The organism is Elusimicrobiales bacterium (assembly GCA_041651175.1).
Classification (GTDB): domain Bacteria; phylum Elusimicrobiota; class Elusimicrobia; order Elusimicrobiales; family Elusimicrobiaceae; genus JAQTYB01.
This window is the reverse complement of record JBAZJT010000025.1, coordinates 1-26639: the sequence shown is the minus strand read 5'-3', so window position 1 is coordinate 26639 and position 26639 is coordinate 1. Positions and strand designations below refer to the sequence as shown.

The following is a 26639-nucleotide window of genomic DNA, read 5'->3' as shown; positions in this document are numbered from 1 at the left end:
ACAGAACCGCTTTTGTTGCGTTTCTTCCTGACAAACATAACTATATTTTATCAACGGGACACCCAAATTCCAATACCCCTCCGACGAGGACGGGCTGATTTTAGAGAGGATTGGCGAAGTCAGGAAATGGAGCGCATGTGCAAAACCGGCAACATAATCCCGCGCGAGTGGATGAGGGCGGCGGTGGGCGCGGACATCTCGGCAAAACCGCTGGTGGATGACGCCTCCGCCGCAGCGGACGCTTTGTAATTTCCAACGCCGGCAGCGGAACTTGCCGCTGCCCTTCAGGGCGGGTCAGCCCAGGGTTTTCAGCGCGGCGATGCGCTCGTCAATAGACGGGTGGCTGGCGAACAGCCGCGCGATGCCGCTTCGCGGCTTGCCGGAAATTTTCAGGGTGGCAAGGGATTCCGGCTGGCGCGGGTCGCGGAAATCAATGGCGCGCTCCAGCGCTTCCAGCGCGGAAATCATGTTGCGCGCGCCGGAGAGTTTCGCCGCGCCGCTGTCCGCCGCGAATTCGCGCCGGCGCGAAAACCACATCACCACAATGGAGCCGAGCAGGCTGAGCAGTATTTCCAAAGCCAGGGTTATGAGGAAGCGGATAAGCGGTCTCATGTCCTCTTTCACCTGCTGGCTGGCGGCAAAGGCGATTATGCGCGCCAAAAACATCACTATCGCGTTGATGACGCCCTGAAGCAGCGTCATGGTAACCATATCGCCGTTGGCGACATGGCTTATCTCGTGGGCAAGGACGGCCTCTGTCTGTTTTTTGTCCATCGCGCCCAGCAGCCCGGTGGACACGGCCACCAGTGCGCGGCTTCTGGTCGGGCCGGTGGCGAAGGCGTTGGGTTCGGGGCTTTCGTAAATGCCGACCTCCGGCATTTTCGGCAGGTTGGCGGCGCGCGCAAGGCGGTGCACCATGCCGGCGAGTTCCGCCAATTCCGGCGGCGCATTGTCGGGGTCTATCACCTGCACGCCCATCATCCATTTGGCCATCAGGCGCGACAGCGCAAGCGAAATAAAAGCCCCGCCCATGCCCCAGACAAGGCAGAAAACCGCCAGCGCGCCGTAATTGATGCCCTGCGCGCCGATATAATGGCCTACGCCAAGCAGGCTTAAAGTGATGGACAGGGTAACCAGCACCAGCAGGTTTACCGCTATAAACAGGAATATCCGTTTGGCAATACGCATATGCGCACCTCCTAGGCTTCCCCAATATTACCATTTTCCAGCCCCTCTCCGTTTTGTGATAGAATATTACAGGTGAACACTATTCCGGAGCCGCCGGCCTCATTGCTCGCGACTGCGGCTGACGGCGACAACCGGGCGCTTAACACAATAATAACGGACATCTCGCGGCCAGTGTACAGATTTTGCCTGTCCATGCTGGCCGACGCCGCTCTGGCCGAAGATGCCGCGCAGGATACCCTTGTCAAAATCTGCTCCGAGCTGGAAAGTTTCGAGGGGCGCAGTAAATTCTCCACCTGGGTGTACCGTATCGCCTCCAACCGCTGCATAGACCTGCTGCGGCGCAGGAAAACCCGCTCCGAGGATTCGCTTGACGCCCTGGCCGAGGCGCGCGGCGGCGAGAATGCCCTGCCCTCCGGCTCCGGCGAGGCCGAAACCTCCCGCCTGGCCGACAAGCTGCTTGTGGAAGCCGCCATGGCAAAGCTGGAGCCGCAGCAGCGCTCGCTGCTTGCGTTGCGAGAGGTGTCCGGCCTGTCTTATGACGAAATCGCGGAAATTCTGGCAATACCCTCCGGCACCGTCAAATCCCGGATTTTCCGCGCGCGCGAGGAGCTTTTGCTTGTCCTGCGCGGGCTTATGCCGGAGGAGGAAAAGGCGCATGGAACTTTTGATGGCGCCGCCGCGTCTAATGGGTGAGGCCGGGTTATGAACGAGCACGAAAAACAGATTTTGAATTTGCTGGCGGAAAGCTTCCGCGCCGGAGACGGCTGCGGCTGCTCCGGCTGCGCCCGGCTCAATCAGGCCGCCGCTAAGGCGGATAACTGGTTCGCCGGCGTTCGCGTCGCGGAGGAGCCGCCGTATCTGGAATCCCGCGTCCTGGCAAGGCTTGAGGATGCTCCCGCGTGGAGCGGCTGGCTGCGGATGCTTGTGCCAGCCAGCGCCGCCGCCGCGGCGGCATTCGGGGCATGGCTGTGGATTTCATCCGCGGCGCAGCCCAAAGCCGGCCCGGTGGAGGAGCTTGTTCTGCCCAAAGGCGACGGCATCACCGCCGCCGCCATCGCGGGCGAGAGCAGCGAGCCGCTGGCTTTTCTTAATATAGACGGGGAGGAGGCGGTATGAGGCGGCGGGCGATAATCGTCGCGCTGGCTTTCGCCATGGGCGCCGTGTTCGGGTTCTCGGTCAACGGCATACAGCGCGCGGCAAAAGGCAGGCTTGAGGCCTCGGCCAAAAAAACGGCGGACTCCTCGGCAAGCGTGCGCAAGCTGGGCAAAAAACTCAATTTGTCGCCGAAACAGCGGGTTGAAATCGCCAAAATAGTGGACAACCGCCAGCGCGATATACAGGAGCTTAAATCCGAGTTCAGGCCGAAATACGCGACCCTGCGCGAGACGATGAAGCAGGAAATCGGCGCGGTCCTGGACGAGCAGCAGAAAACCCGTTTCAAAAGCATGACCGAGCAGGCCGAGAACAGCTATCCCTGGCTGCGCGAAGTTCCGGCGCGGCCCACCCCGCTTGAGGATGGCTATTCCCGGCCGGACGGCGAAGGCGGCGATGAAGACGCCCCGCAGTCCTCCGGTTCGGAATGCGACAAAACATAGTTAAAGGAGACTCAAAGCAATGAAAACAGTGGTTACGATGCTCGTAGTCTGCGGCTTCTGCGCCGCCGCAATGGCCCAGAACGCCCCCGCAGCCGCCCCCGCGGCAGCCCCTGCGGCAGCCCCCGCAGTTGCCGCCCCCGCAGCCCCCGCAGCCGCGCCGGCGAAGGCCGAGAAGAAAGCCGCCAAAAAGGCCGCCAAGAAAGCCAAGAAAGCGGCGAAAAAAGCCGAGAAAAAGGCCGAAACCGCCCCCGCAGCGACGGTAACGAAATAGCGTCATCCGTTCAAAACAAATCGTCCCGCCCTGAAAGCGGGACGATTTGTTTTTACACGGCAAGCGCAGCCGGCAGCGAAAACCGGGACGGCGGACTGTTTCCGCAGTTGCCGCCGAATTCCGCTGTCCGGTTTCAATTTCCGGGTTGGTTACTCCGCGCGCAGGGCTTCTATCGGGTTTAACCGCGCGGCCTGCAAAGCGGGCCAGAACCCGAATGTTATGCCTATGGTGCAGGAAGAGCAGAAAGCGAACGCTATCGCGCCCATGCTTAACGCCGGTGTTACTTTTATCAGGAAAAACGCCAGCCACGACAGCGAAAGCCCGAACGCCACACCGATAACGCCTCCTCCCATGCACAAAACCACCGCTTCTATCAGGAACTGGCTTAATATATCGGAATTTCTTGCGCCGAGCGCTTTTCTGAGCCCGATTTCGCGCGTGCGCTCGGTTACGCTGACCAGCATGATGTTCATAATGCCTATCCCGCCCACCAGAAGCGAAATGGCGGCTATGCCGTAAACCACAAGCGAGAGCGTCCCCATCAGTTTTTTGAATTTGTTTATCTGGCCGGTGGCGGTTTCAACCTCGTAATTCTCGTCCTGGCCCTCGCGCCAGCCGTGCGCTTTGCGCAGCGCGGTTATTATCTGCCGCCGGGCTTCCTGCGCGGTTTCGGGGCTGGCGGCCCGCGCTTCGATATAATTGATGCTATCGCGTCCGAAAAGCCTTTTCATGGCGGTGGAAACGGGTATTGTGACGCCCGCATTGCCCTGCCCGAATATCTGCGCGCTCTTGCGGTCCTCCATAACGCCTATGACGGCGAATGTTACGCCTTTGATTCTTATTTCGCCGCCTGCGGCATTGCCTTTTTCAAACAGTTTTTTTGCGGCGGTCTCGTTAAGCAGCGCGACCCGCGCCCGGCTGCCGTTGTCTTCGGGCGAGATGACCCGTCCCGTTACTTTTCTGCCGGAGTAAATGTTGTTTCTGGTCCTGGCCGCCATGCCGCCGTCGTCCGTGTCTATCCGGGCGGTGATTTTTTTGTTTTCGTAAGAGATGATTTCCGAGCCGCTAATGCCCGGCGTTACTTTGTCTACGGCGGGGCAACTGTCGCGTATCAGCGCGGCGTCGTCAACCGTAAGCTGCGCCCGCGCGGCCTGCCGCCAGGGGACATACACCCACAGGCTGGACGCCTCGTCCTTGTCCGCGCCGGAGATGATGTCTTTTACAAACCCTTCGCTTATTGCCATAAGCGCGATTATCGCGCCCACGCCGATAAGCATGCCCATGACCGTCAGCGCGCTTCTCATCTTGTGCCGCCAGATGGATTTGAAGGCCACGGCAAGCTGCTCGCCCAGTTCCGCAAGGCTGAACCCGAATCGCGCTTGTGGCAGCTTCGTCTTTACCGCGGCGGCGTTGGCCTGTACGCGGGTTTCGTCGGAAATTATTTCGCCGTCTTTCATGTGTATGACGCGGTTTGTCTGCGCGGCCACTTCGCTGTCGTGGGTTACTATCACTATGGTAAGCCCCTTGCCGTTTAGTTCCCTGAATAAATCCATCACGCCCGCGCGGGAAAGGGAGTCCAAATTCCCGGTCGGCTCGTCGGCAAGAATAATCAGCGGGTCGTTAACCAGCGCGCGCGCTATGGCAACCCGCTGGCACTGCCCGCCGGAAAGCTCGTTGGGCTTGTGTTTTGCGCGGTCGGAAAGCCCCACCAAATCAAGGCAGCGCGCGGCTTTTTCTGCGCGGCTTCCCTCCCCGCCGTAAACCATGGGCAGCGACACGTTGTCGCTGGCCGTCGTTCTGCTCAGAAGATGAAAAGACTGAAACACAAAGCCTATCATCCTGTTGCGCACCGCCGCCAATTGGGATTCCCCGAATTTCGCCGTCGGATGTCCGGAGAAAAAGTATTCCCCGCCGTCCGCGCGGTCGAAAAACCCCATTATGTGCAGCAAAGTCGACTTGCCCGAGCCGGAAGAGCCTACTATGGCAACGAATTCGCCCGCCTCGATATTCAGCGAGACGTTTTTTACCGCCTGCACGCGGGACGCCCCGGAGGCATAGGTTTTCGAGATGTTTTGCAGCGCTATCAGGCTCATCAGTTGAAATCTATCGCCATGGATTCGGGCTTTATGGTGTCAGAGGAATAAAGCACGGTCTCGCCGGCGGAAATCCCTGAAAGTATTTCTATGCTTTTTTCGTTGGCCTTGCCGGTCTGCACTTTTTGCTCTTTTGATTTTTTTCCGTCCGGCGCTTTTACGGTTACGAAACTCTCGCCGTCCTTGTAAACTATCGCCCTTTTGGGCAGATAAAGCGTGTTTTTTTTGACGCCGGTCAGGATATAAACATCCGCCGTCATGCCGGAGCGCAGCGCGGCGATGGGTTTGGAAGGCAGCACCTTCACTTCGTAGACGTTGACGCCTTCCTTTTTGGTTGAATCGCGCGAGACGGCCACCACGGCGCCCTCATGCCTTTGTTTTTGAAAAGCGTCAAGATAAAATTCCGCCTTCTGGCCTTCGCGGACGCCGCCTATATCGGTCTCGTCCACGGCGGTTTTGATAATAAGCCTGTCGGAGATGACCACTATTTCCTTTCCGGGGCTGACCGTCTGGCCCGGCTCCGCCGCGCGCTTTATGATTTCGCCGTCTATGGGAGAGACCAGCGGCATCAACGTGTAGGCATCGCGGACTATGGCCATTTCCTCGGACTTGGAACTGTCCAGCGCGACGCTGTCCAGAAGCGCGACCCGCTCGCTTGAGCTGATTTTGGCGATAAGCTGGCCTTTTTTTACGGGGTCGCCCTCCTTTACAAAAATCTCCTCCAGCCGCCCGCCTACCGACGGAGCCAGCGGCACCCGGTTTTCCGGGTCAACCGCGCCGGTGGCCTGCACCTTCATCGTGAAATCGCCTTTCAGGACGGCAACCGGCAGCAGCGACCGGATTTTAGCAAGTTCGTTTCTGGCTTTAAGCAGGCGCGCGCCTCCCCAGCAGGCGAGAATAAAAAGCGCAGTCAGCGCAAACCACGCGCGCTTCATTCTGAAAACGTTTCCTTTCATTGCGGCCTCCCCATCGCTTTCTCAAATCCGGCGTAGGCTATAAATAAATCCCGCGCGGCGGCCAACTGCTGTTTCTGCGCGGAGGTTAGCCGTTCCTCCGCGTCGCGCAACTCGAAAAACGAGGCGGTTCCCGCGGCGTACTGCTTGCGCAGCAGCCACAGCCGCGCCCGCACGGCCTTGAAATTATCGTCCAGCGCGGCGATATGGGCCAAGCTCTCCCGCCAGTTGAACCAGGCGTTTTCAACCGCCACAAACACATCGTCCTTGAGCTTGAGATAGGACTCTTTTGCGCCGTCGATCTGCGCCTGCGCGGAGCGCATGCCCTCTCGCGTTTTTCCGCCGGAATAAATGTCCCAGTTGAAATTGATTCCCAGGGACCAGGTGTTGTCCAGCGGCGGAAATATCGTGTCCGAACGGGCGAAGGAGCCGCTCAGATTTCCCGACGGGTACAGCGAGCTTTTTGCCTGGACCAGATTTTCCTCAAGCGCCTTGACCGCGCGGGATTGCGATTCAAGCGCGGGATGGCTGTCCAGTTCCGCCGCAAGTCCGTCGATATTTTCGGGCGGCGCGGGAATATCCGGCAGCGCGCCCGCGCGGACTTCTTCGGAGAGCCGCCGCCCCGTCGCGGCGTTTAGCGCGCGCTGGGCCAGCCGCCATTGGTAAACCGCGCTTTCGCGCTCCCAGCGCAGGCCGCTCAGCAAAGCCTCCGACTCCAGCACGGAGACGCTGCTCTCCCGCCCGGCGGCGTAGCGCAGCCGGATAAGCTTCAGATTTTCCTCGCGCCGGGCGATGATTTCGTCGGCCAGCTCTATGCCGTTTTGCGCGTAGAGAAGCTGGGCGTATGCGCTGCCAAGCTCGCGGAATGCGTCTGCCTGCGCCTGCCGGTTTCTGGCCTGGGCCTGCCCGAACTGCGCCCTGGCCTTGCGCATTCCGGCCACGTTGCTGCCGCCGGCAAAAAGCGGGACGGCGGCGGTCAGTTGATAGTCAAAGCTATTGTATGCGTTTAACAGGCTGGACACCGTGCTGTTGTATCGGTTGTAGCCGCCGGAGGCGGACAGGTTCGGCAGAAATGCGCTGTAGCTGCCGTTATAGGCGGCCAGCGCGGAAACGACATCGGAGTAAGAGGATTTAAGCTGATGGCTGTTGGCGCGGAAAAGCTCCACCGCCTCGTTCCAGCTTAAAACCGGCGCGGAGGAGACCGGAATCTCCGGCGCGGTCTGCGCAAAAACCGGGCCTGCGGCAGCGTAAATAATAAAGAATGCTGTAATTTTATTCATCGCTCACCAAGGATTACGCGAATCAGACAGAAAGGGTTGCGGAAAAATTTATCGCTCGCCGTAGAATTGTTTTATTTTTACAGGGTCTGCGCGCCAGTTTTTGGCGACCTTGACGGTGATTTCAACGCGCACGGGCCGGCCCAGAAAGTTTTCCAGCCGCTTCTGCGCGCCCTCGCGCAGCCGCTTTATCATCGCGCCGCCTTTGCCTATTATTATCGGTTTCTGCGATTCCTTCTCAACATAGACGGCTATGCGCGCCACGTCGGGCGGCTTGGCGTTTTCCGCGAAACTTTCCGTAACGGCGGCGCAGGCGTAGGGGATTTCCTCGCCGTAGAGCCTGAAAATCTGCTCGCGCGCGAATTCGGCGGCGAAGAAACGCTCCCAGCGGTCGGTCCACTGCCCCGGCGGGAAATACGGCTCGCCTTCGGGCAGCGCGGCGGCCAGCGCAGCCTCCAGGGCGGACACGCCATCGCCGCGCCGGGCGGAAATAAGATGGGTTGCAGCGGGGGAAAGCAGCTTTTCGTATTCGGCGGCGGCGGTTTTCGCCTGGGCGGGGGAAACCGTGTCGGTCTTGTTCACCGCCAGAAACACCGGCACGGCCAGAGTCTTTACCAGCGCGGCCAGCTCCTTTTCCTTGGGGCCGGGGGGGCGCGGCTCCGCCATAAAACACACGATGTCGGCGTCTTCGCGCAGCGCGCGCTTTATGCCGTGGAGCATGGTGTCCTGCAATTTGTAGGCGGGGCGCAGGAAGCCGGGCGTGTCAACCAGCACAAGCTGGTAATTCTTCCCGTTCCTGACGGCGGCGATATTTTCGCGCGTGGTCTGCGGCTTGGGCGAGATAATGGACAAGTCCCCGCCCGCCAGCCTGTTAAGAAGGGTGGATTTGCCGGCGTTTGGCGCGCCGGCTATCACCGCAAACCCGGAACGGAAGCCGTTCAAGCTATTCCCTTACGTTTGTCCAGATGGGCAGGCCGGTGTCCTTGTCTGCCTTCCTCATCTTGGGGGAGCCGACAAGCTCCTGCACGAAAACCTCGCAGGCGAAAACGCGGGTCCCCGCCATCAGGTGTCCGCCGCAGGCCTTGCCGTCGCCGTCGGCGAGCGCGATATGCGCGTGCACCATCGGCTTTTCCTCCATGAGGCTGATATTGCCGGTGAGGTTGAGGATTTCCATCTCCTGATTGAGCGTGAACTTGTTGTACCTGCGCTTTTTCTGGTCGTAATAGCTGAAAGTGGCGCAGTCAACCGCGCCGAAGCCGGAGATAATGCCGCATTTAATCTGGTTGTCGTGGCAGAAATCCTGAAGCGATGCCAGCAAATCGTCCCCTTTTTCCAGCCTGAATATATATGTCCTGCCCGTCAGATACGGTCTTTCCGGCACCGCCGGTATTCTTCTGGCTTTAAGAGCTGCGCCCATGTCTTAGCCTCCTTAAGGATATAAACAAATTCAGCACCAGCAGCCGGTTTTGCCGCGCCGGGTTTCCACATACGACTGCACTTCCGCCAGCTGCCCCGCCGCGTCCAGCCCGCCTTCCTCAAGCACTTTTTCCGCCTGGCCGCTGCCCAGATAATGCCCTTTGGCGAACGGATGCAGCGTGTGCCGCAGCCCTTCGCGCGAGCGTATCCAGGGGTACATCGTCGGCAGCGTGAAATCGGTTATGCCCATGGCCTGCCCGGCCAGTTCCGCGGGATAGAGCAGCTCTTTTTCCGCCTCCGGCAGCAGGTCAAAAAGTTCCGCGCTGGAAACATAGAACACATTCAGCGCGTAGCCGCGCTTTTTTATTTCCGGCAGCACCTTGCTTACGAAAGCCAGCGTTACGCCGCTGCCCTGAAGAACTACGGTCCCTTCCGCTTTTTCGGCCTTGTGCAGCGCGTATATTCCCTTGACCGAAGCCTGCGCCGGCGGCATGCCCAGCGCGGCGCGGTCCGGCATTATTTCGGCGGGCCGGGTGACAAAGGGGGCGATTACCGCCGGCCTCAGCAGCAGCGAATGCGCCAGCAGCGGCCAGATTTCGCCCTGCTCCCACGGGGTGAGGGTTATCAGCGCGCCTTTGGGGAAATTTTCCTGCAAAAGCTGAAGCGCCTGCGGGTCGGCATGGGTGGGGCCGTCCTCGCCTGTTTTTGCGCCGGAATGGGCGTTTACCATTATGAAGGTTTTGCGCGGCAGGCCGCGCGAATTTTCCGCCTGCTGGGCTATTGCGTGCAGCCGGGCCGGCACATGCTCCAGCGCGGCGATGAACGCCGCATAGGAGGACGAGATTCCGATATGCCGCCCGTAGCTGGAGACGCCGCCCATCACTGCGCCCATGGCGTCCTCGCAAATGCCGCCCACGGGAACCAGCCGCGAGTCCCTGTTGGAGACGCAGTTGAAAAACCCCGCCGGGAAATCCTTCACCGCGTCGCTTATGCTGGTGGAGCCTGCCAGGTCCGCCGAGGCGGCCAGCAGCGCGCCGCCCGTCTCCCGGTTTATAAAGCCCAGGCATGCGGCAAGCTCGGCGCGCAGGGTATACGGCTTGCCCGGCTCCAGTTTTAGCGAAGCGGGCCTTGTTTCCGGCGTGAGTTTCCCGCCGTAGAGCTTGGACAGGTCCGGCGCGTCCGCGCGCGGCCTGCGCGCGGCGGCGTCCAGCCGCCGTCGGGACTGCTGCAATTTCTGCGCCGCCAGCCGGCACAAATCCGTCCTTGATTCCAGAGTTTTGCGTATGGCCGACAACGTGTTCCAGAAGCATTTTTCCAGACCCTCGGGCGACGGCTCGCCGCAGAAGCGGGGCAGTTCCGTCTTGTAATACTTCTGGAACTCGTCCAGCGCGGCGTAAAACCCGTCCGAGGCGAACTTGTGTCCCGCGCCGTGCGCCGCTCGGCCCTGTATGCCGTAGCGCCAGCCTTTGACGGTGCGGTAGACTATGGCGGTGGGCTGGCTGTTGTCCATCCCTGCGGCCAGCCGCTGCGCCGCCTGTATCTGAAAGAAATCGTGGCCATTGGGGACGGAAACAACGTTCCAGTCGTGGGTGTAGAGCAGCTCTGCGGGGGTCCACTGCACGTAATCGCCGGGCCTGCCGTTTTCGGGGCAGACCTGCTCGGAATCTATGGAGGCCTGATTCCAGTCCACATGCAGCACCGCGTTTTTAAGCTGTGTCGTGGCGGCGCAGGCGAAGGCCTCGTGCGCGCGGCCCGCGGTCATGCCGCCCTCGCCTTCTATGATGTGCACGCGCGGCGCCGCCGCGCGGTATATGTCCGCCGCGCCCAGTGCCAGCCCCAGCGACGAGCCGACGCCCACCCCGCTCGCCCCGGTCGCCAGCTTTATGAATGGCGTAACCGGGGTGGGATGCCCGTCCAGCGGCTTGGAATTGAACTGTTTGAAAAGCGGCGTCCCCGCCGCGGGATTGCGGCGGAAACCAATCAAATCCTCAAGCCGGAGCTGATGTTTTTCAGCGGGCAGAAGCGTTTTGTCGCCTATGCGGGCCAGCTCGTTGCGCAGCGCCCACAGCGCGTAAAGCCCCAGCGCCTTGTGTCCGGCGGCGTAGGAAATAAGGTCGGCGTCGGGGCGGTCCGGGTCGGAAAAATCGTAGTCCATGCCGTCAAACACAAGCGTTTGCGCGATTCTGCCGGATGAGATGCTGCCGCCCGGATGCCCCGATAGCGGGACATAGTTGTAGAGAATGGCGCATATTGCGCGGTAGGCCACATCCACGGATTCGTAAAATTCCAGGTCGCCCGGCGGCAGCCGGTAGGAGGATTTCATTATCGCGTCGGAAATGTCGTAAAATCCGGCCCGGCGCGGCGAAAGCGCAAACTCGGATGGCTTTGTTCCGGCGAAAACGGTGGACATTTTCAGTTCTCCCTCGGCGAAAGCAAAAAATCAGCGCGGACGCCGCGTATCCGCAGCGCCCGCCGCGCTGCTTTATTCTACCATAATTGGCGAGTCCGCCGGGCGGAAAGAATAGAATCTTGGTTTACCGGGTTAGCAGCGCGGCGCAGCGGGGAAGCAGCTTTTCGTCGGTCAGGTCCAGCCGCAGCGGGGTTACGGAAACGTATCCGGCCTTCAGCGCGGCATAATCGGATTTCGGATTGGGGGCAAGATCGGCAAGCTCGCCGTCCAGCCAGTAGTAACTGTTGCGGCGCGGGTCGGTGCGGCGGCGGTAGAATTCCGAGAATCGGGAGCTGCCCATCACTGTCGCGCGCAGGCCCTTTATCCGGCGCGGCGGCAGGTTGGGGATGTTCGCATTGAGCAGCAGCAGCTTTTTCGCCGCCAGGACGGCTTTGGCCAGCCGCAGCGCAATCTGCGCGGCATAATCGTAATGCAGGCCGGTGAAACCGTCTATGGAAACCGCTATCGCCGGGATGCCCATGGCGAAAGCCTCCATCGCGGCGGAAACGGTGCCGGAAGCCAGCAGGTTGATGCCCACATTCGCGCCCGGATTCACGCCGGAGATCACAATGTCCGGCCTGAGGCGGGAAAGCCTGGTAATGCCCATCTTGACGCAATCCGCCGGAGTGCCGTCCACGGCAAAACGGCGCGCGCCGTTGCGGTGTATCTCATGCACCCGCAGCGGGCGGTGCAGCGTTATGGAAGTGCCTTTGGCGCTCTGCTGGGAAAGCGGCGCCACGGTGGACGCGCGCGGGCCGAAGGCCCGCTCCAGCGCGGCAAGCCCTTCGGCGTGGATGCCGTCGTCGTTTACAAGCAGCGCGCGCATGGGTTTTGTTATACGCCCGCCCAGGCCGCCGTTTCGTGATATAGGTTCATGGAATTGTGTCCCGGGGCGGACCGCGCGGCCCGCCCCGGGCGGTTTATCAGTGTCCGCAGCAGGTCTTTTTGGACGCGCAGCAATGCCTGGGCGCGGTCTGCAGCATCGCCGCTTCCCTGGCCGGCGCGTTTTTCCAGTCCTTGCCCAGGTGCAGGGCCAGAATGCCTTTCTGGAGATGCAGCCTGTTTTCGGCCTCGTCAAAAACCACGGACTGCGGGCCGTCCATCGCCTCGGCGGAAATTTCCTCGCCGCGGTGCGCGGGCAGGCAGTGCATGACCAGCGCGCCTTTGTTGGCGATTTTGAGCAGCTCGCCGTCTATCTGATAGCCGGCGAAAGCCTTCAGCCGCCGTTCTTTCTCCGCCTCCTGGCCCATGCTGGTCCAGACGTCGGTATAAAGAACATCGGCGCCTTTGGCGGCCTGTTTCGGGTCGCGGAAAAGCTCTATTTTCACGCCGGTCTTTTTCGCCTGCGCGTATCCCCAGTCCATGATTTCCTTTTTGGGGTCAAAGCCTTCCGGCACTGCGATGCGCAGGTTCATGCCGGTCAGCGCGCAGCCTTCCACCCAGGAATGGAGGACGTTGTTGCCGTCGCCTATCCACGCGACGGTGAGGCCTTTGACATTGCCGCGCTTTTCGGTGATGGTGAAAATATCCGCCAGTATCTGGCAGGGATGATGGTCGTCGGTCAGCCCGTTGATTACCGGGATGGAGGCGTTGGCCGCCAGTTCCTCCACGTCGGACTGGGCGAAGGTGCGTATCATGATTCCGTCAAGATAGCGGGAAAGAACATTGGCCGTGTCGCTTATGGTCTCGCCGCGCTTGAGCTGCAAATCCGCCGAGCTTAAAAACAGCGGATAGCCACCCAGCTGATACATGCCCACCTCGAACGAAACCCGCGTCCGCGTGGAGGATTTCTGGAAAATCATGCCCAGCGTCTTGCCCGCAAGCGGGGTGTATGGAATGCCCTTCTTCAGCTTGTCTTTTATTTCGCGCGCGACGCCGAAAACCTCGTTGATGTCGTCAATGGTGTAATCGGCCACGCGGAGGAAGTCTTTCCTGTTCATATCTCACCTCAATACTTGAATTCGCCGTTCTCGTAGACGGTGATTTTCTTCCCGTTTTTAAGCGCGGCGGTTACAGCTTTGTCCTCTGTGTTGATGATGTCCCAATGCAAAGCGGAATTGTTGAAGCCGAGTTTGGCTTTGGCGGCCTTTGTCAGCTTTTTCGGGTCGCCGGCAAAAGTGTCGCTGTAAGACGCGCCCAGCGCGACATGGCAGTTGCCGTGTTTGCCGCCGTGGTTTTCGTCAAACAAAGTGTCGGCCATGAAGCGGTCTATTTTGGAGAAACGGCTGTCGGTGAGCGAAAATTCGCCCAGCGCGCCCGCTCCCGCGTCCATGGCCAGAGTCTTTTTGACGAAATTATCCCCCTTCCCCGCGCGGACGGAGACGGCTCGGCCCTTTTCAAAAACCAGCTTTATGTCTTTGACATAATTGCCGTCGCGGAAAGACGGGAAATCGGCGAAATAAGTCCCGCGCGTGCCGCGCCAGTCCGGCGAGGTGAAAATCTCAAAAGACGGGATATTATGGCCGCTTACGCCCAGAAATCTGCGGCTTTCGCCCAGTTTCACTTCCAAATCGCAGCGGGCGGACTGCAGATGCAGCGTCTCAATGCCCAGCGAGTTCAGCCATTTTTTTATTTCCCCGCAGTCGCGGTAAACCTGCCGCCATCTGGCGACGGGGTCCTTTTCGCCCAGAAAACATGCCTTTTCAATCTGCGCGGCGTATTCCTTCAGCGAAAGCCCGGCCTGTTTTGCCAGCTCCTCCGTGGGATAGGTGCAGAGAGTCCAGCTGAATTTGCCTTCCTCCTCGCGTCTGTCCAGAATATCGCGCAGGGGTTTTCCGGCAATGGCGGGGATGGCGATTTTTTTTGGGTCTGTGTCTTTCAGGTGGGTGAGGCTCTCCGGCGCGCGCACCCGAATCCAGCCGTTGGCGGAGGAATAAAGCTCGCGCTCGCCCGCGGGGATAAAGCCCAGCATTTTTTTGTCGCCAAGCGTGAAAAAATCCTTCTCCGCCACGGGGCCGGGGGTGAGGCGGACGACGATGTTCACTTTCTTTTCAAGAAACCGGCGGTAAAGCGTGTCGGCGAAATCCTGGGCGGGCGCATTGTAGCGCAGAAGCAGGGTTTCATAGGGGTTTATTTTTCCGCCTTTGCGCGCCTGCTCCAGCCCCCAGACCATCACATCGGCGTATTTTTCAAGTTTGTCTTTGGTGAAAACGGACATACACTCTCCCTGCCGCAGGCTGCCGCCGCCGGTTTTCCGGCGAATGCGGATTGGCAGGCCTTTCAAACGGCTACAGCTTTACCTTATCAAACGTTGCCGCCGTTCTCAAGCAGCATACGCGGCATGTCTTGGGTTTTTTCGGGAAATCGCAGTTGGAGCCGCCGCTGCGCGCGCCGTTGAGAATGACAGCTTTCATAATGGTTTTTCGCAACCGGAGGGGAACCGCCGTCCGCCGTGCGGAAAAGCCGGGGGTTATGCGCGAACGCTGGCCAACCGGAAAGTTTCAGTTGGCGCGAGGACCGAGGCGAAAAAGCGCAAAATAATGCCGGACAAAATTATCCGCGCGCGCTCCACGGCACGAAAGGATAATTTTGTGAAGGCAGTATGAAGCGATTTTTCGCCGAATCCCGCGGCCAACTGAAATTTTCAGGTTAATAGCCTATCAGCCCGTCGGCGATGGCCTGGGCCATCTGCTGCTGGCCGGACTCTGTTTTTATGAATTCGACGTCGCGTTTGCTGGAGAGAGTCACCATTTCCACGGTGATTGTCGGTATTTTTGAGAATATGGAGAAGGTCAGCGCGCCCTGCCGCCCGCCCACCGCGGTCTTTGAATCGCCCTTGACGCCGTTGCTTTTCACCTTGCCGGAAAGCCTGCCGGACATGGCGCTTTCAACGGCCCCGGCGAGTTGTTTGCTGGATTCCTGTATGCCCACCGTGGGGCCCGTAAATCCTATATTAGGCTCGTCGCCGGAGACGCCGGTATATTTGCCTTTTCTGTCGGGATAATACACCGCAAAGCCGTTGTGCGGGCCGGTGTCGCAGTGCAGGTGCACCACAAGCGCGACGCCGCCGGAGTTTTCCTCAAAAAATTTGTCAGCCGCCTTGTTGGACATGACGGCCCTGTCCTGGTTGTCAACGAGTTGCCGTTCCTCGCTTTTGGTCATCATTACCCGGACGCCTTTTCCTTCCAGCGCCTTTTTCAGCTTTTCGGCGACAACCCAGTTTATATGCGTTTCCGTGGTGCCGTTCTGTTTTTCATACCCGCTGTTGAACGGCGAGGGATGCCCCGGATCTATGCATACCAGTTTCTTTCCGGCGCCGGCTTTCATGGTAGACGAAATCTGTTCGGACGCGCGGGACATGGTCTGCCTGAAAGATTCCATTCCCCCGCCCAGCGAATTGTCTCCGTAACCGGATACGGGGTCCCACTCTCCCGCGGCAGCGGCTCCCGCCGCCAGCGCCGCCGCCAGCACTATCTGCGCCAGACTGGACATTTTCATATTGCCTGCTCCTCCGTTTTCGCTCTCAGTAAAAATTCTAGCGCGGCAAGACGGTCCCCGCATGGGTCAAAAGTCCCAGTGGGACTTTTGACCCATGCGGCTGCGCGCAGCCGGTGCGATAATCTATCCAGGAGGCTGCATGCGCGTGAGAGCATTTTTCTATATATTCGCCGCCGCGTTATTGCCGGTCTGCAATTGCCGCGTTCTGGCCGGCGGCTCCGGCGCGCCCGACGTTCTGACAAGGGAGCAGTTTCTTAAAATACGGGACGAGCCCGCCTCGGTGTATATGGCCGGCGGCTCCGGCGAAATAGAGCAGGCGTCGGCATATACCTCCTCGGTGAAATCCATGCTGGAGGAAATGCTGCGCCGCAACGCGGAGCGCGAGCCCTACAAGAAGGAGTATTCCAGGATGTATAGCGCATGGCGAAGCGGGGTAACGGTGCTGGCCCCGCTGTCCGACCGGGATTTCAGCCAGTGCGCCGGAGGGGCGGCGCTGGCCTATACCTATCCCGGAGAGCCGTACATATACATGTGCCGGCAGGAGCTTGGTTTCTCCGAGGAACACACGGTTGAAATGCTGATGCACGAAATGGCGCATGTGATAGGTTATTGGGACGAATGCGTGGCCACAAAACTTCAGGTTGCCGCCGTTCGCAAGCTCGGCAAAATTCCCTACGGCAACGGATACGAGGAGTGTAAACAGTGAAAAACACCCGCATGCGAAATGCCGCGCGGCGCGGCGGCGCGCGCTTTGCGGCGGCATTGCTGCTGGCTTTGCCGCTGTGCGCGCGCGGCGCGGCTGCCGGAGATTCCGCCATTGCCGAGCTGGAGCGTATGCGCGCTCCGGGCGCCGTTTCCGTTCCCGAGGCCGCCCCATCCGCCGGCGCGGACGCGCAGAGGGAATGGACGCTGATGGTATACACCGGTTTCGCGGAAAAAGACAGGCTTTTGCTGGACATTGCGATGAAAGGCCTCTCCAAAGCGGGCGGCAGGCCGAATGTGAATGTGCTGCTGCAAATATCCGAGCCCGGCGGCGCAACCAGATATGCCGTTGACAGGAATTTCCCGGAAAAACCGCTCCAGCACATAGACCGGGCGGATTTTGCCGATTACCGCACCGTCATAGATTTCGTCAAATGGGCCAAACGCGAATACCCGGCCAAACGCTACGCGCTTATGCTCTACGGCCACGGCACCGGCTGGGAGGAATACGCCCCGGCGGGCCTGGTTTACGGCGAGCGCGCCGCAAACCATATACGCAATTCCGAACTGCGGAAAATACTGGAGGCGTCCGGGCATGAAAATATCCTGTTTCTGCTCTCCTGCCGCATGCAGATGGCGGAAATAGCTTACGAGGCGAGAGGATACGCGGATGCCGTGTTCGGTTCGGAAGAGTACATCTGGGCGCCGGAAAATGTGTTCGCCGCGCTGGCGAAATCGCTGGCTAGCGCCCCCGGCGCGCCTCCCGCCGAAACAGCCGCCGCGGTGTTTTCCTCTGTAAAAGCGGAATGGCAGCCTCTGGAAAACACGGATTTTTTCAAGACGAACGAAATGGGGCAGCATTTTTCCGCGCTGGACGTTTCCAAAATGTCCGGCCTGGCGCAAATGCTCAAGGGCTGGGGCGCAGCCGTCCGGCCCCAGGATGGGCGCGCGCTGGCTTACGCGATGAGCAATGTGATGCGCTTTGGCATGCCGGGAATGGGCAAGCCGTCCGCCGACACGCAGAGAAAGCGGACGCATAACGGGGACCTGTATCACTTCATGGAGCTGGCCGCCTCCAAAACCGAAAACCCGGCGTTGAAAAGCAAAAGCGACGAGATAAAAAAATTCATAGCTTCCGAACTGGTGATAGCCAATATGGGCATGTTCCGCCGCCCGCATGCGGATTACGAGGCTAATGCGCACGGCGTGTCCGTGGAAATCGCGCCTGTCTGCCCGGTCGTCTATGACGGCGAGCACGAATCATCCTATTCCGACAGCAGTTCCTTTGCCAGGGACAGCAACTGGGATATATTCAACGACATACTGGTCCGCGTGGCGCAACGTTACGACCTGTGCAAACAATAATTTCATGAGAAGAACCACCTGTCTGTGCATTCTTTCCCTTGGTATCAGCGCGCCGGCGTCCGCCGCGGCCTCCGCGCTGGCGGAGCTGGAGCGTATCGCCCCGCCCCGGCAGGCCGCGTCGCCCGCCGCGTCCGCCGAAGCCAAGCCGCAGATGAAGGAATGGACCATCATGGTCTATGCGGGATACCCGCCCCTGGAATCCAATCTGCTGTACCGCGTCATGGAGGGAACCGGCCATGCCGGCACCACCTCAAAGGTCAACATGGTGCTGCAAGCCTCGTATCCTTCCGGCGGCGCCAGCAGATACCTCATGGAGCACACCGATTCCAGTAATCCGTTCCATTCGCCCGCGCTGGCGCGGTTTGACAAGCTGGATTTCGGCGATTACCGCAATGTTACGGACTTCGTCCGCTGGGCCAGGCGCGAATTTCCCGCGCGGCATTACGCCCTTATTCTGCACGGCCACGGCAGCGGCTGGGTGGAGGGGCGGTCCCGGATGCTGGGAATGCTTTACGGGAGCGGTTCCGGCCATGTCAGGAACACGGAGCTGCGCAAAATTCTGGAAGATTCCGGCAGGGTTGACATGCTGATGCTGCTGTCCTGCGCGATGCAGATGGCCGAGGTGGCATACGAAACCGGCGGACATGCCGGCATCATATTCGGCACCGAGGAAATAGCCACCCCGCCGGAAAATGTGTATGCGGCGCTGGGCGGGTTTGTGGAGGCGCAGCCGGACGCGCCCGCGGCGGCCATAGCCGCCGCCGTGCTGGCCTCCGTCAAAAAGGAATTTGAGGAATTGTACTGGCCCGACAAGCATATGGACCTGGGGGAAACTTTTTCCGCCATAGACGGGGCAAAGGCCGTGGAGCTGGCCGCCATGCTTAAAGACTGGTCGCAAGCCGTCATGCGCGCCGGGGAGCGGGAGGCTGTCTCATACGCTGTAAATAATGTGCTGCGCTTCGGGATGGCGGGCTACGGCTCGCTGGAGCCGGACCTGCGCAGGGACTACGCCCATTTCGGCGATTTATGCCATTTCGCCCGGCTGGTGGGCGAACGGGCGAAAGGCGGGGAAGTTAAAGCGAAAAGCGCGGAGCTGGAGAGATTTATCTCGCAGGAACTGGTGATAGGCCGCCTGGGCCTGTTCCAGCGCAAGCACGGCGACTACGGGGCGAATGCCCTGGGTATTTCCATAGAGATTCCGCCGCGCAGGCAAAACCCCGTCCCGCCGGATACGGAAGCGGGCTACGCCCAAAGCGGTGCCTTCGCGCGGGACAGCGGCTGGGCGGAATTCACCGGCTGGATGAACGGCTTCCTCACCCGCCCAAATAGCCTGAAAGTTTCAGACCAGCCTGAAAATTTCAGTTGGCCGCGGGATTCGGCGAAAAATCGCTTCATACTGCCTTCACAAAATTATCCTTTCGTGCCGTGGAGCACGCGCGGATAATTTTGTTCGGCATTATTTCGCGCTTTTTCGCCTCGGTCCTCGCGCCAACTGAAACTTTCAGGCTAGCGGAAATCAGCAGGCCTTGTGCTGCTCGGATTCCTGTTCTATGCCGCGCAGGGCCAGCATGACGTCGTCGGGGTTGGAGGCGGCGGCCAGCACATCCTCGGTTGTTACCGTGCCGGATTTGGCAAGCGCCACCATGGACTGGTTGAAGGTCTGCATCCCGTAATAGGCGCCCTTTTGTATCGCCGAGGTTATGCCGCTCAGGTTGTTGTCCTCTATCAGCTTCTTGATGTGCGGGGTTACAATCATCACTTCCATCGCGGGCACCCGCCCGCCGCCGCAGCGCGGCAGCAGCCGCTGGGACAGAATTCCCTTTAGCGTATCCGACAGCTGCATCCGTATCTGCGTCTGCTGATGCGACGGGAACAGGTCTATGATGCGGGTCAGTGTCTGCACCGCGTTCATGGTATGCACGGTGGCAAACACCAGATGCCCCGTTTCCGCCGCGGTAACGGCGGCGCGCATTGTCTCCAGGTCGCGCATTTCACCCACCAGGATGACATCCGGGTCCTGCCGCATGGCGGAGCGCAGCGCGTCCAGAAAATCGGTTGCGTCGCTGCCTATCTCGCGCTGGGCCACTATGGAGCGCTTGTCCCTGTGCACGAATTCTATGGGGTCCTCTATGGTGATTATATGGTCGTCGCAGCTTTCGTTGATGTGGTCTATCATCGCCGCCAGCGTGGAGGTCTTGCCGGAGCCGGTTACGCCCGTTACCAGTATCAGCCCGCGCTCGTTGAGCGCCATTTTCTGCAACGTGGCCGCAGGAAGGTTCAGGTCCGCGAAAGTGGGTATTTTAAGCGGAATGTGGCGTACCGCTATGCAGGGTTTGCCCCGCTGCCGGAACACGTTGAAGCGGAACCGCCCCACCTTGCCCCCGTCCACCGAGAAGTCGGAGGCCATGCGCTCCTCGTAAATGCGCTTGCTTTTATCGTTCATCAGCGAAAGGGCCAGCGCCTCCACCTCCGCGCTGGTCATTTCGCTGCCGTCTATGCCCTTTATATCGCCGTGAATGCGGAGGAAGGCCTTGCTGTCGTTTCTGATATGCAAATCGCTGGCCCCGTACTGGACCATTGTTTTAAGCAGAACGGCAATATCCACAGCCATATCAGATCTCCTTATCTTCAGCCGCCCGCGCAACAGGCCCGCCTGTTTCCCGCAGCCAAACCGCAGGCGGCTTCACGCCGGCTTCCGCCATCCATTTGCGGAAAACGGGCCTGTCCGATTGTACAAAATACTGAGTGCTTGAAATTCCATGTGCAGCAGGCTGGGTGTCCGCGCGTTCAGGCCGGGGGGGCGGACCGGGGCGCGTCTTTGGGGGGCTGGCCGGGTATTGTGAACGAAAATTCCGCGCCGCCGTCTGCGCCGTTTCCGGCGCGGATTTGGCCGCCGTGCATCTCCACAATCTTCCTGACGGTGGCAAGGCCCAGGCCGTAGCCGCCGTGAGTTTCGTCCAGCCGGTGGAATTTCTTGAAAATCTCGCCCATCCTGGCCGGCGGGATGCCGGGGCCGCTGTCTTTCACGCGGACCTCGCCGATGCCGCCGGACATGCCGTAGGAAACCGTTATCCGCCCGCCCTGCGGCGTGTATTTGACCGAGTTGGAGATTAAATTCACCAGCGCGCGCTCCATCATGCGCACGTCGCCGAAAAACTCCCCGGACGCGCCAGGCAGCAGCCGGGCGGAAAGCTCTATCTTTTTCTCCGCCACCAGCGGCGCAAGCGATATGACCGCGCGGGAGACGCACTCCTCTATGTCAAAGCTCTCGGACTTAAGGCGCAACGTTCCTGATTCCATGCGCGCTACGTCCAGTATGTCCTCCACCAGCCGGAAAACGCGGGAACTGACGGTTTTCATGGAATAGATTATCTCTTTGCCCTTAGGGTCGGCGACGGAGGCTTCCAGCAGCCGTATATATCCCTGCATTCCCAGCAACGGGGCGCGCAGGTCGTGCGCGACGGAATTGAAGAACTCCTCTTTTACGGCGTCCAGTTCGTGCTCCAGCGTAACATCGCGCAGCGCTATCAGAAACATCGCCTCCCCGCGCGAGGGCTGGAAGCGCTGGCGCGTTACGCGGAACCAGCGCGTCCCGCCGGAAAGCTGCACTGCGTAGGCCTGGTCGGATTCCCCCTCGCGGCGGCAGAGGTGGCGCACCGTCTCCTCCGCGCCGTCCACGGCAAGGGCGCGGAACTGCGGGTCCGCCAGCAGCTCCTGGGCGATGCGGTTCATGAATACGGGCTGGCAGTTATCGTCGGCGAGAACGACGCCGTCGCTCATCATGGAAATCAGCAGGTCCATCTTGTGCTTTTCCTCCAGCACCTTGTCAACCTGGAGGCGGCTGTAGCGCCCGGTTTCGGCCATCATGGAGTTGAAGGCCAGAATCAGCCCCCTGAACTCGCCCCAGTTTTCGGAGCTTTTAACGGGAGTGTCAAAATTCTTTCTTGCCACGCGGCTGGCGCCGTCTATCAGGGCGGCGACGGGCTCGCTCAGCTTGGCCGCGTATCTGCGGGACAGGAAATAGGACGCCGTCGCCGCCAGCAGCAGAAAACCCGCCATAAGCAGCATGGTAACGCGCAAAGTCCAGAAGGCCTCGCTGCGGGACTGCAATGTGGCCACGTATAATTCGGTTTCCGGCACGCGCCTGTAGGCGCCCACAAACACGCCGTCCAGCGAGGGCACATATTCCAGCCGCGCCGCCGGCCCCGCGGAAAACAGTTTCTGAAGAACCACAGGGAACACTATGGGCGGATTGTCGCCGCCGAATCTGAAAATGCGGCCCTGCCCGTCGGTTACCAGAATGCGTCCGGTTTTGCCTATGCGCTGTTCCTGAATTTGGCGCCAGAGCGGCTCCATGCTGGCCAGCATGTAGAGGTAATTGCCGTTTTTAAGAGGCAGCGCCAGCGAACACACCGGCGCGCCGCCCATGGAATCCAGCCCGCTGAAAACCACCTGTCCCGTGCGCACCGCCTCCGTGAATACCGGATTGGCGGATTGCGCTCCGCGTGTGAGCCAGTCCGCCAGGCCGGGCCTGCTGGCGCGCACCAGCGGCGCGCCGTTTTTACTTAGCGCCGCTATGGAAAGAATATCAGCATTGGTCAGCAGCGCCTGTTCCAACTGGACGCGGGCGGCGTCGCGCGCGTCCGGGGAAAGCTCCAGCCTCTCTGCGAATTCCAGCCGGCCTGCCAATGTGCGGAGATAATGCCAGATTGTGTCGGCGGCTACGGCGGAGAGGCTTTCGTGCAGGGCCAGAATGTTTATCTTCGCGCGGGACTGGTAATAGTACAGCAGCCCGCCCGCCGGCACCAGCGGAGCGGTGCCCAGCAAAAACATCACCGCCATCAGTCGCGAAGAGAACGGGGAGGATTTCATCCGCCTATTCCCCCAGCAGCCTTCTCCACCATTTCTTTTTCCGCGCGGGGACGGCTTCGGAATCCGCCGGAGTTTCCCGCGGCGCCGCGGAGACCGGCAGCAGCATGGTGAATGTCGCCCCTCTGCCGGCGTCGCTGTCCAGTTCTATGCTGCCGCGTTGCATCACCACCAAAGCCTTGGTAATCGGCAGTCCCAGGCCGGTGCCGCCCATCCTCTCGCCGGAGGCTATCTGGACGAAACGTTCAAATATCCTCTGCTGGTCCGATTTGGGGATGCCGGGGCCGGTGTCTTTCACGGAAAATGCCGCGTAATTGGCGTTGCCCCTGGTCTGAGGCTGCGCCGACACCGTTATTTCCCCGCCGGCGGGGGTGAATTTTATAGCGTTGGAAATAAGGTTCATCAGCGCCTGCACCGAGCGCGCCTTGTCCGCCATCGCGTGAAGCTGTAACGTTGGCGGCGCGTTCACCCCGAGCCTGACGCCCTTGGCCTGAGCCCAGGCGCGCATGGCGTCCGCCGCCTCCACGGCTATTAGCGCGGCGTCGCACGGTTCGGGATGCACCGAGAGCTTGCCGGACTGCAGCTTGGAAAAATCCAGTATGTCGCCTATCAGCGAATTCAGCCGCTGCGCGTTGCGCATGGCGGTGTCAAGAAAAGATTTATTCTCCCCGGACAGCTCGTTCAGATTGGTGTTTAGTATCCCCAGGGCCGCCGTTATGGAAGTCAGCGGCGAGCGCAACTCGTGCGTCACATTTGCCACGAATTCCTTCTGCAGCCTGTCGTATTCGCGCAGTTTGGCCATATCCGGCGGGATGACGGTGGAGCCCACTATGTCCCCCGCGTCGTTGCGGATTATGGCGGAACTCTGGCGCATTATGCGCATGGTGTCTTCCACGCCGTGCACGTTCATTTCAGGGGCAATGGGCTTGTCGTCGGGGGTGGCGATGCTGCCGGAGAGGGTTATCATCTGCTCCCGGCGGCTGATTTCGGTTATGGACTTGCCTGACACTTCGGAAAACTTCCTGCCGAATATATCCTCCGCCGCGGCATTCATCATCAGTATTTTGCCGCCGGCATCGACGATGACCATGCCCTCCGAGCCGGTGGCCAGCATGGTGTCGGTGCGCGCGCTGGCGTTCTGGGCGCGGGTTTTTTCCTTGGAGAGCATTTCGGTGGCGGACTTGACGCGCAACCCCAGCTCCTGCTTGAGCTGGACCAGCACCACCTCCATAATCCGTTTGCGCTCGTCGTCGTTCAGCGGCAGTTCGCGCACCATGGCGGACAGGCTGTCCTCCAGCGAGCCGCCGGACATCGTTTTCTGAAGCGAGGCGTAAGCCGGGCTTGCCCCTCCGCCCCCGCCCGCGCCGGTTCCCGCGCCGCCGGAACCGTTGCCTTCGCCCGAACCGCTGCCCATGCCGGAGCCGCCGCCACCTCCCGAACCCGAACCGCCGCCCGGCGGCTGGGGGCGTCCGCCCGCGCGCAGAGTGGAATCCACCACTTTCTGGCCTTCCCTTATGCGCGCATACACGGTGGCGTTAAGCGTTATGCCGGAAATATTCTTCTCTTTCAGAAATCCGGCGGCGGAAAAATCCTTTATCCTGTCCTGCCGGATAAGCGCAATCTCGCAAAGCCGGCGCACCTCGTCTTTGGTGGCGGAGGCGCGGAATGTGATGCTGGACAGATGCAGCCGTTCAAACGTGCCGGAAAGCGCGGAGGGCAGTTTATCCCTGCCGAAAACTATTTTGCCGTTTGCGGTAACATGGTCGGCGTCGGCGGCGAGGACGAACTCGCCCTTGCTCTGCTCCGCCAGGGACAGCGCCAGCTTGTGCGCCTGCGCCGCCCCCTCCTCCACCGACGGGTGGGCGGCGCCGTAAAGCGCCATCTGGCCCATTGTCCTGCCTATCGCCTTGGCCAGTTCAAAACATTCGCTTTTAATATCCGGTGCGCCTGTTTCTGTCATAATCTGTATATCTTCTCCGAGGAGATGCCGGCGGCGGCGTTGCGCGTGTCAAAAACCAGCCTGGAATGCCTGGCCACCATGCCGTAGTCTATGCGCGAGTGGGCGGTAACGATGATAACGCAATCGTATCTTTTAAGCATGGCGGGCGCAAGCGGGCGGGAGCGGTGCTTTTTCCCGTTTATTTCTATCTCCGGCACATGGGGGTCGTGATAATCCACGCGGGCTTTCGTTTTCAGCAGCAGCGACACCACATCCGTCGCCGGGGACTCGCGGTGGTCCGCAATGTCCGCCTTGTAGGCCATGCCCAGCACCAGCAGCCTGCTGCCGTTGAGCGCCCTGCCGTGGATATTCAGGATTTCCGCCAGCCGCGAAACCACATGCTCCGGCATGGCGGAGTTGACCGCGCCGGCAAGCTCTATGAACCTCGGCTCGAAATTGAGGGTTTTCATTTTCCAGCCCAGGTAATGCGGGTCCAGCGGTATGCAGTGTCCGCCAATTCCGGGGCCCGGCTTGAACGGCATGTAGCCGAACGGTTTTGACGCCGCCGCGTCCAGAATCTCCCACACGTTGAGCCCCAGCCGGTGGCACATAAGCGCAATCTCGTTGACCAGGCCGATATTGACGGCGCGGAAGGTGTTTTCCACCAGCTTCACCATTTCCGCCGCCTCGGTGGAGGAGACGGGCACCACTTTTTCAACCGCGCGGCTGTAGGCCAGCGCGGCCAGCTCGCCGCAGGTTTTGGTGACTCCGCCCACTACCTTGGGGGTGTTCTCTATGCCGTATTTCGGGTTGCCGGGGTCCACCCGCTCCGGCGAGAAAGCGAGGAAGAAATCCTTTCCGGCGGCAAGGCCGGTTTCCTCCAGCAGCGGTTTTACCAGCTCCACGGTGGTGCCGGGATAGGTGGTGCTTTCCAGAATTACAAGCTGCCCTTTGCGCAGCCGCGGGCGCAGCTGCTCCGCCGAGGCGACTATATAGGATACGTCCGGGTCCTTGCTCTTGCGCAGCGGCGTGGGCACGCATATGATGACAATGTCCTGCTCCTTAAGCCCGGAAAAATCACCGCTTGCCGAAAGCAGCCCCTTGGAATGCAATTCCCTGACGGTCTCGGAAGGTATGTCTCCTATATACGAAACGCCCTTGTTTATGTCGCGTATTTTGGCCTTGTCAACCTCAAAACCGGCGACGCGGAACCCGCGCCGCGCCAGCGCGACGGCCAGCGGCAGCCCCACATAGCCGAGTCCGATAATGCCGTAGCGCGCCCTCCCTGAAAGAATCAGTTTTCTCAAATCCATAAGCGGTCTCCCTGTCCGAAAGCTGAGGATATTCTACCGTCTTATACCGGCCCATACAAGCCCATTTTTTGCAATTATTTAACCTGAAAGTTTCAGTTGGCGCGAGGACCGAGGCGAAAAAGCGCAAAATAATGCCGAACAAAATTATCCGCGCGTGCTCCACGGCACGAAAGGATAATTTTGTGAAGGCAGTATGAAGCGGTTTTTCGCCGAATCCCGCGGCCAACTGAAATTTTCAGGTTAACGAAGTAACGTCCCATTCGGCGGCTTTGCGCGTCGCTGCTGCTGCCTGGCACGCGCGCGCGTGTCGGGAAACAACGCGGGCGGGAGCTATGCGTTTGCATAGCTCCCGCCCTGAATATCCACTGCTGCTGTCGCCGGAGCGAGCCTTCCTTTACAGCGCGGCCCGGAACCTAGTTCACCAGCGCTTTGGCCACGGAGGTGCCGTTGGCGCTGTCCGGCAGCACGGAGGTCTGCAGGTCACTCTGTTCGGAGGCGGCAGTCGTGCTGCTCCCGTCCGTGCTGGTTCCGTCGCTGCTGCTTCCGTCAGAGCCGGAAAGGGCCTTCCTGGACGCTCCCGACAGGCTCTTGCCGCTGGAGGAGGACGAAGACGCGCTCGCCAGCGATATTCTCATCGTCAGCCGTGCATCGGCCCCGCTGGAGAACGACAGCTTGTCCACATTGCTGGCCAGCACCTGATAGGTGTCGGGATTTGAGGCGCTGTATTTGTTCATGTCCGGGGCATGCACCACCGTGCTGCCCTTCAGGAACA

At 60.3% G+C, this 26639-nt stretch carries 25 protein-coding genes; 8 read left to right on the top strand and 17 right to left on the bottom strand.

Going from position 1 to position 26639, the window contains the following annotated elements; all coding sequences use genetic code 11:
- Nucleotides 1-126: 126 nt before the first annotated feature.
- Nucleotides 127-249 (top strand): hypothetical protein, encoded by a 123-nt coding sequence (locus tag WC421_10750; GenBank protein ID MFA5162712.1) that lies wholly within the window; start codon nt 127-129, stop codon nt 247-249.
- 45 nt (nt 250-294) lie between these two features.
- Here WC421_10750 and htpX read toward each other — a convergent pair whose 3' ends face one another.
- On the bottom strand, nt 295-1188 hold the full coding sequence (gene htpX / locus WC421_10745; protein MFA5162711.1) for a protease HtpX: 894 nt from the start codon (nt 1186-1188) through the stop codon (nt 295-297).
- Between the two features lie 72 nt (nt 1189-1260).
- On the opposite strand from htpX, the gene WC421_10740 reads away from it, so the two are divergent.
- From WC421_10740 to WC421_10725, 4 genes are read left to right on the top strand one after another with little or no spacing between them, the layout of a single operon-like run.
- On the top strand, nt 1261-1881 hold the full coding sequence (locus WC421_10740; GenBank protein ID MFA5162710.1) for an RNA polymerase sigma factor: 621 nt from the start codon (nt 1261-1263) through the stop codon (nt 1879-1881).
- A gap of 9 nt (nt 1882-1890) precedes the next feature.
- Complete coding sequence (locus WC421_10735) at nt 1891-2304, top strand: hypothetical protein (GenBank protein MFA5162709.1); 414 nt, start codon at nt 1891-1893, stop codon at nt 2302-2304.
- The gene (locus tag WC421_10730; protein MFA5162708.1) at nt 2301-2783 is read left to right on the top strand and encodes a hypothetical protein; all 483 of its coding nucleotides are present in this window, start codon (nt 2301-2303) and stop codon (nt 2781-2783) included. Before WC421_10735 ends, WC421_10730 begins: the two co-directional genes overlap by 4 nt.
- A 19-nt stretch (nt 2784-2802) precedes the next feature.
- Entirely contained in the window at nt 2803-3054 is a 252-nt protein-coding gene (locus tag WC421_10725; GenBank protein MFA5162707.1) for a hypothetical protein, read from the top strand.
- Between the two features lie 149 nt (nt 3055-3203).
- Here WC421_10725 and WC421_10720 read toward each other — a convergent pair whose 3' ends face one another.
- The 11 genes from WC421_10720 to WC421_10670 all read right to left on the bottom strand — a co-directional run bounded on the left by WC421_10720 (nt 3204) and on the right by WC421_10670 (nt 15679).
- Nucleotides 3204-5147, bottom strand: coding sequence for an ABC transporter permease (locus WC421_10720; GenBank protein MFA5162706.1), 1944 nt, complete (start codon nt 5145-5147; stop codon nt 3204-3206).
- Nucleotides 5147-6103: an HlyD family efflux transporter periplasmic adaptor subunit gene (locus WC421_10715; protein ID MFA5162705.1), complete on the bottom strand. Its 957-nt coding sequence runs from the start codon at nt 6101-6103 to the stop codon at nt 5147-5149. Before WC421_10715 ends, WC421_10720 begins: the two co-directional genes overlap by 1 nt.
- Nucleotides 6100-7380 carry a TolC family protein gene (locus tag WC421_10710; GenBank protein MFA5162704.1) on the bottom strand — a complete coding sequence of 427 codons (1281 nt, stop codon included), beginning with the start codon at nt 7378-7380 and terminating at the stop codon, nt 6100-6102. Before WC421_10710 ends, WC421_10715 begins: the two co-directional genes overlap by 4 nt.
- Before the next feature lie 48 nt (nt 7381-7428).
- Nucleotides 7429-8319 carry a GTPase Era gene (era, locus tag WC421_10705; protein ID MFA5162703.1) on the bottom strand — a complete coding sequence of 297 codons (891 nt, stop codon included), beginning with the start codon at nt 8317-8319 and terminating at the stop codon, nt 7429-7431.
- Nucleotide 8320: 1 nt separating this feature from the next.
- On the bottom strand, nt 8321-8794 hold the full coding sequence (locus tag WC421_10700; GenBank protein ID MFA5162702.1) for a PPC domain-containing DNA-binding protein: 474 nt from the start codon (nt 8792-8794) through the stop codon (nt 8321-8323).
- 30 nt (nt 8795-8824) lie between these two features.
- On the bottom strand, nt 8825-11203 hold the full coding sequence (locus WC421_10695; GenBank protein ID MFA5162701.1) for a hypothetical protein: 2379 nt from the start codon (nt 11201-11203) through the stop codon (nt 8825-8827).
- A 124-nt stretch (nt 11204-11327) separates the two neighbouring features.
- Nucleotides 11328-12068 carry a 5'/3'-nucleotidase SurE gene (gene surE / locus WC421_10690; protein ID MFA5162700.1) on the bottom strand — a complete coding sequence of 247 codons (741 nt, stop codon included), beginning with the start codon at nt 12066-12068 and terminating at the stop codon, nt 11328-11330.
- 97 nt (nt 12069-12165) lie between these two features.
- Entirely contained in the window at nt 12166-13182 is a 1017-nt protein-coding gene (argF, locus tag WC421_10685) for an ornithine carbamoyltransferase (protein MFA5162699.1), read from the bottom strand.
- 8 nt (nt 13183-13190) lie between these two features.
- Nucleotides 13191-14399 (bottom strand): aminopeptidase, encoded by a 1209-nt coding sequence (locus WC421_10680; protein MFA5162698.1) that lies wholly within the window; start codon nt 14397-14399, stop codon nt 13191-13193.
- A gap of 70 nt (nt 14400-14469) precedes the next feature.
- Nucleotides 14470-14595 (bottom strand): hypothetical protein, encoded by a 126-nt coding sequence (locus tag WC421_10675; protein MFA5162697.1) that lies wholly within the window; start codon nt 14593-14595, stop codon nt 14470-14472.
- 235 nt (nt 14596-14830) lie between these two features.
- Complete coding sequence (locus tag WC421_10670) at nt 14831-15679, bottom strand: N-acetylmuramoyl-L-alanine amidase (GenBank protein ID MFA5162696.1); 849 nt, start codon at nt 15677-15679, stop codon at nt 14831-14833.
- A 145-nt stretch (nt 15680-15824) separates the two neighbouring features.
- Between WC421_10670 and WC421_10665 the strand changes: the two genes are divergently transcribed.
- From WC421_10665 to WC421_10655, 3 genes are read left to right on the top strand one after another with little or no spacing between them, the layout of a single operon-like run.
- Nucleotides 15825-16385, top strand: coding sequence for a hypothetical protein (locus WC421_10665; GenBank protein MFA5162695.1), 561 nt, complete (start codon nt 15825-15827; stop codon nt 16383-16385).
- An 11-nt stretch (nt 16386-16396) separates the two neighbouring features.
- Nucleotides 16397-17746 (top strand): clostripain-related cysteine peptidase, encoded by a 1350-nt coding sequence (locus WC421_10660; protein MFA5162694.1) that lies wholly within the window; start codon nt 16397-16399, stop codon nt 17744-17746.
- A 4-nt stretch (nt 17747-17750) separates the two neighbouring features.
- A complete protein-coding gene (locus tag WC421_10655) occupies nt 17751-19190 on the top strand; it encodes a clostripain-related cysteine peptidase (protein MFA5162693.1) in 1440 nt (479 codons plus the stop codon).
- A 72-nt stretch (nt 19191-19262) separates the two neighbouring features.
- Here the strand turns inward: WC421_10655 and WC421_10650 are convergent, their stop codons facing one another.
- From WC421_10650 to WC421_10630, 5 genes are all read right to left on the bottom strand, one after another.
- Nucleotides 19263-20357 carry a type IV pilus twitching motility protein PilT gene (locus tag WC421_10650; protein ID MFA5162692.1) on the bottom strand — a complete coding sequence of 365 codons (1095 nt, stop codon included), beginning with the start codon at nt 20355-20357 and terminating at the stop codon, nt 19263-19265.
- A gap of 176 nt (nt 20358-20533) precedes the next feature.
- On the bottom strand, nt 20534-22618 hold the full coding sequence (locus WC421_10645) for an ATP-binding protein (protein MFA5162691.1): 2085 nt from the start codon (nt 22616-22618) through the stop codon (nt 20534-20536).
- 4 nt (nt 22619-22622) lie between these two features.
- Entirely contained in the window at nt 22623-24575 is a 1953-nt protein-coding gene (locus WC421_10640) for an ATP-binding protein (protein ID MFA5162690.1), read from the bottom strand.
- Nucleotides 24572-25861 carry a nucleotide sugar dehydrogenase gene (locus WC421_10635; GenBank protein ID MFA5162689.1) on the bottom strand — a complete coding sequence of 430 codons (1290 nt, stop codon included), beginning with the start codon at nt 25859-25861 and terminating at the stop codon, nt 24572-24574. Before WC421_10635 ends, WC421_10640 begins: the two co-directional genes overlap by 4 nt.
- 419 nt (nt 25862-26280) lie before the next feature.
- Nucleotides 26281-26639: hypothetical protein (locus WC421_10630; GenBank protein ID MFA5162688.1), on the bottom strand; the 359-nt coding region annotated here is incomplete at its 5' end.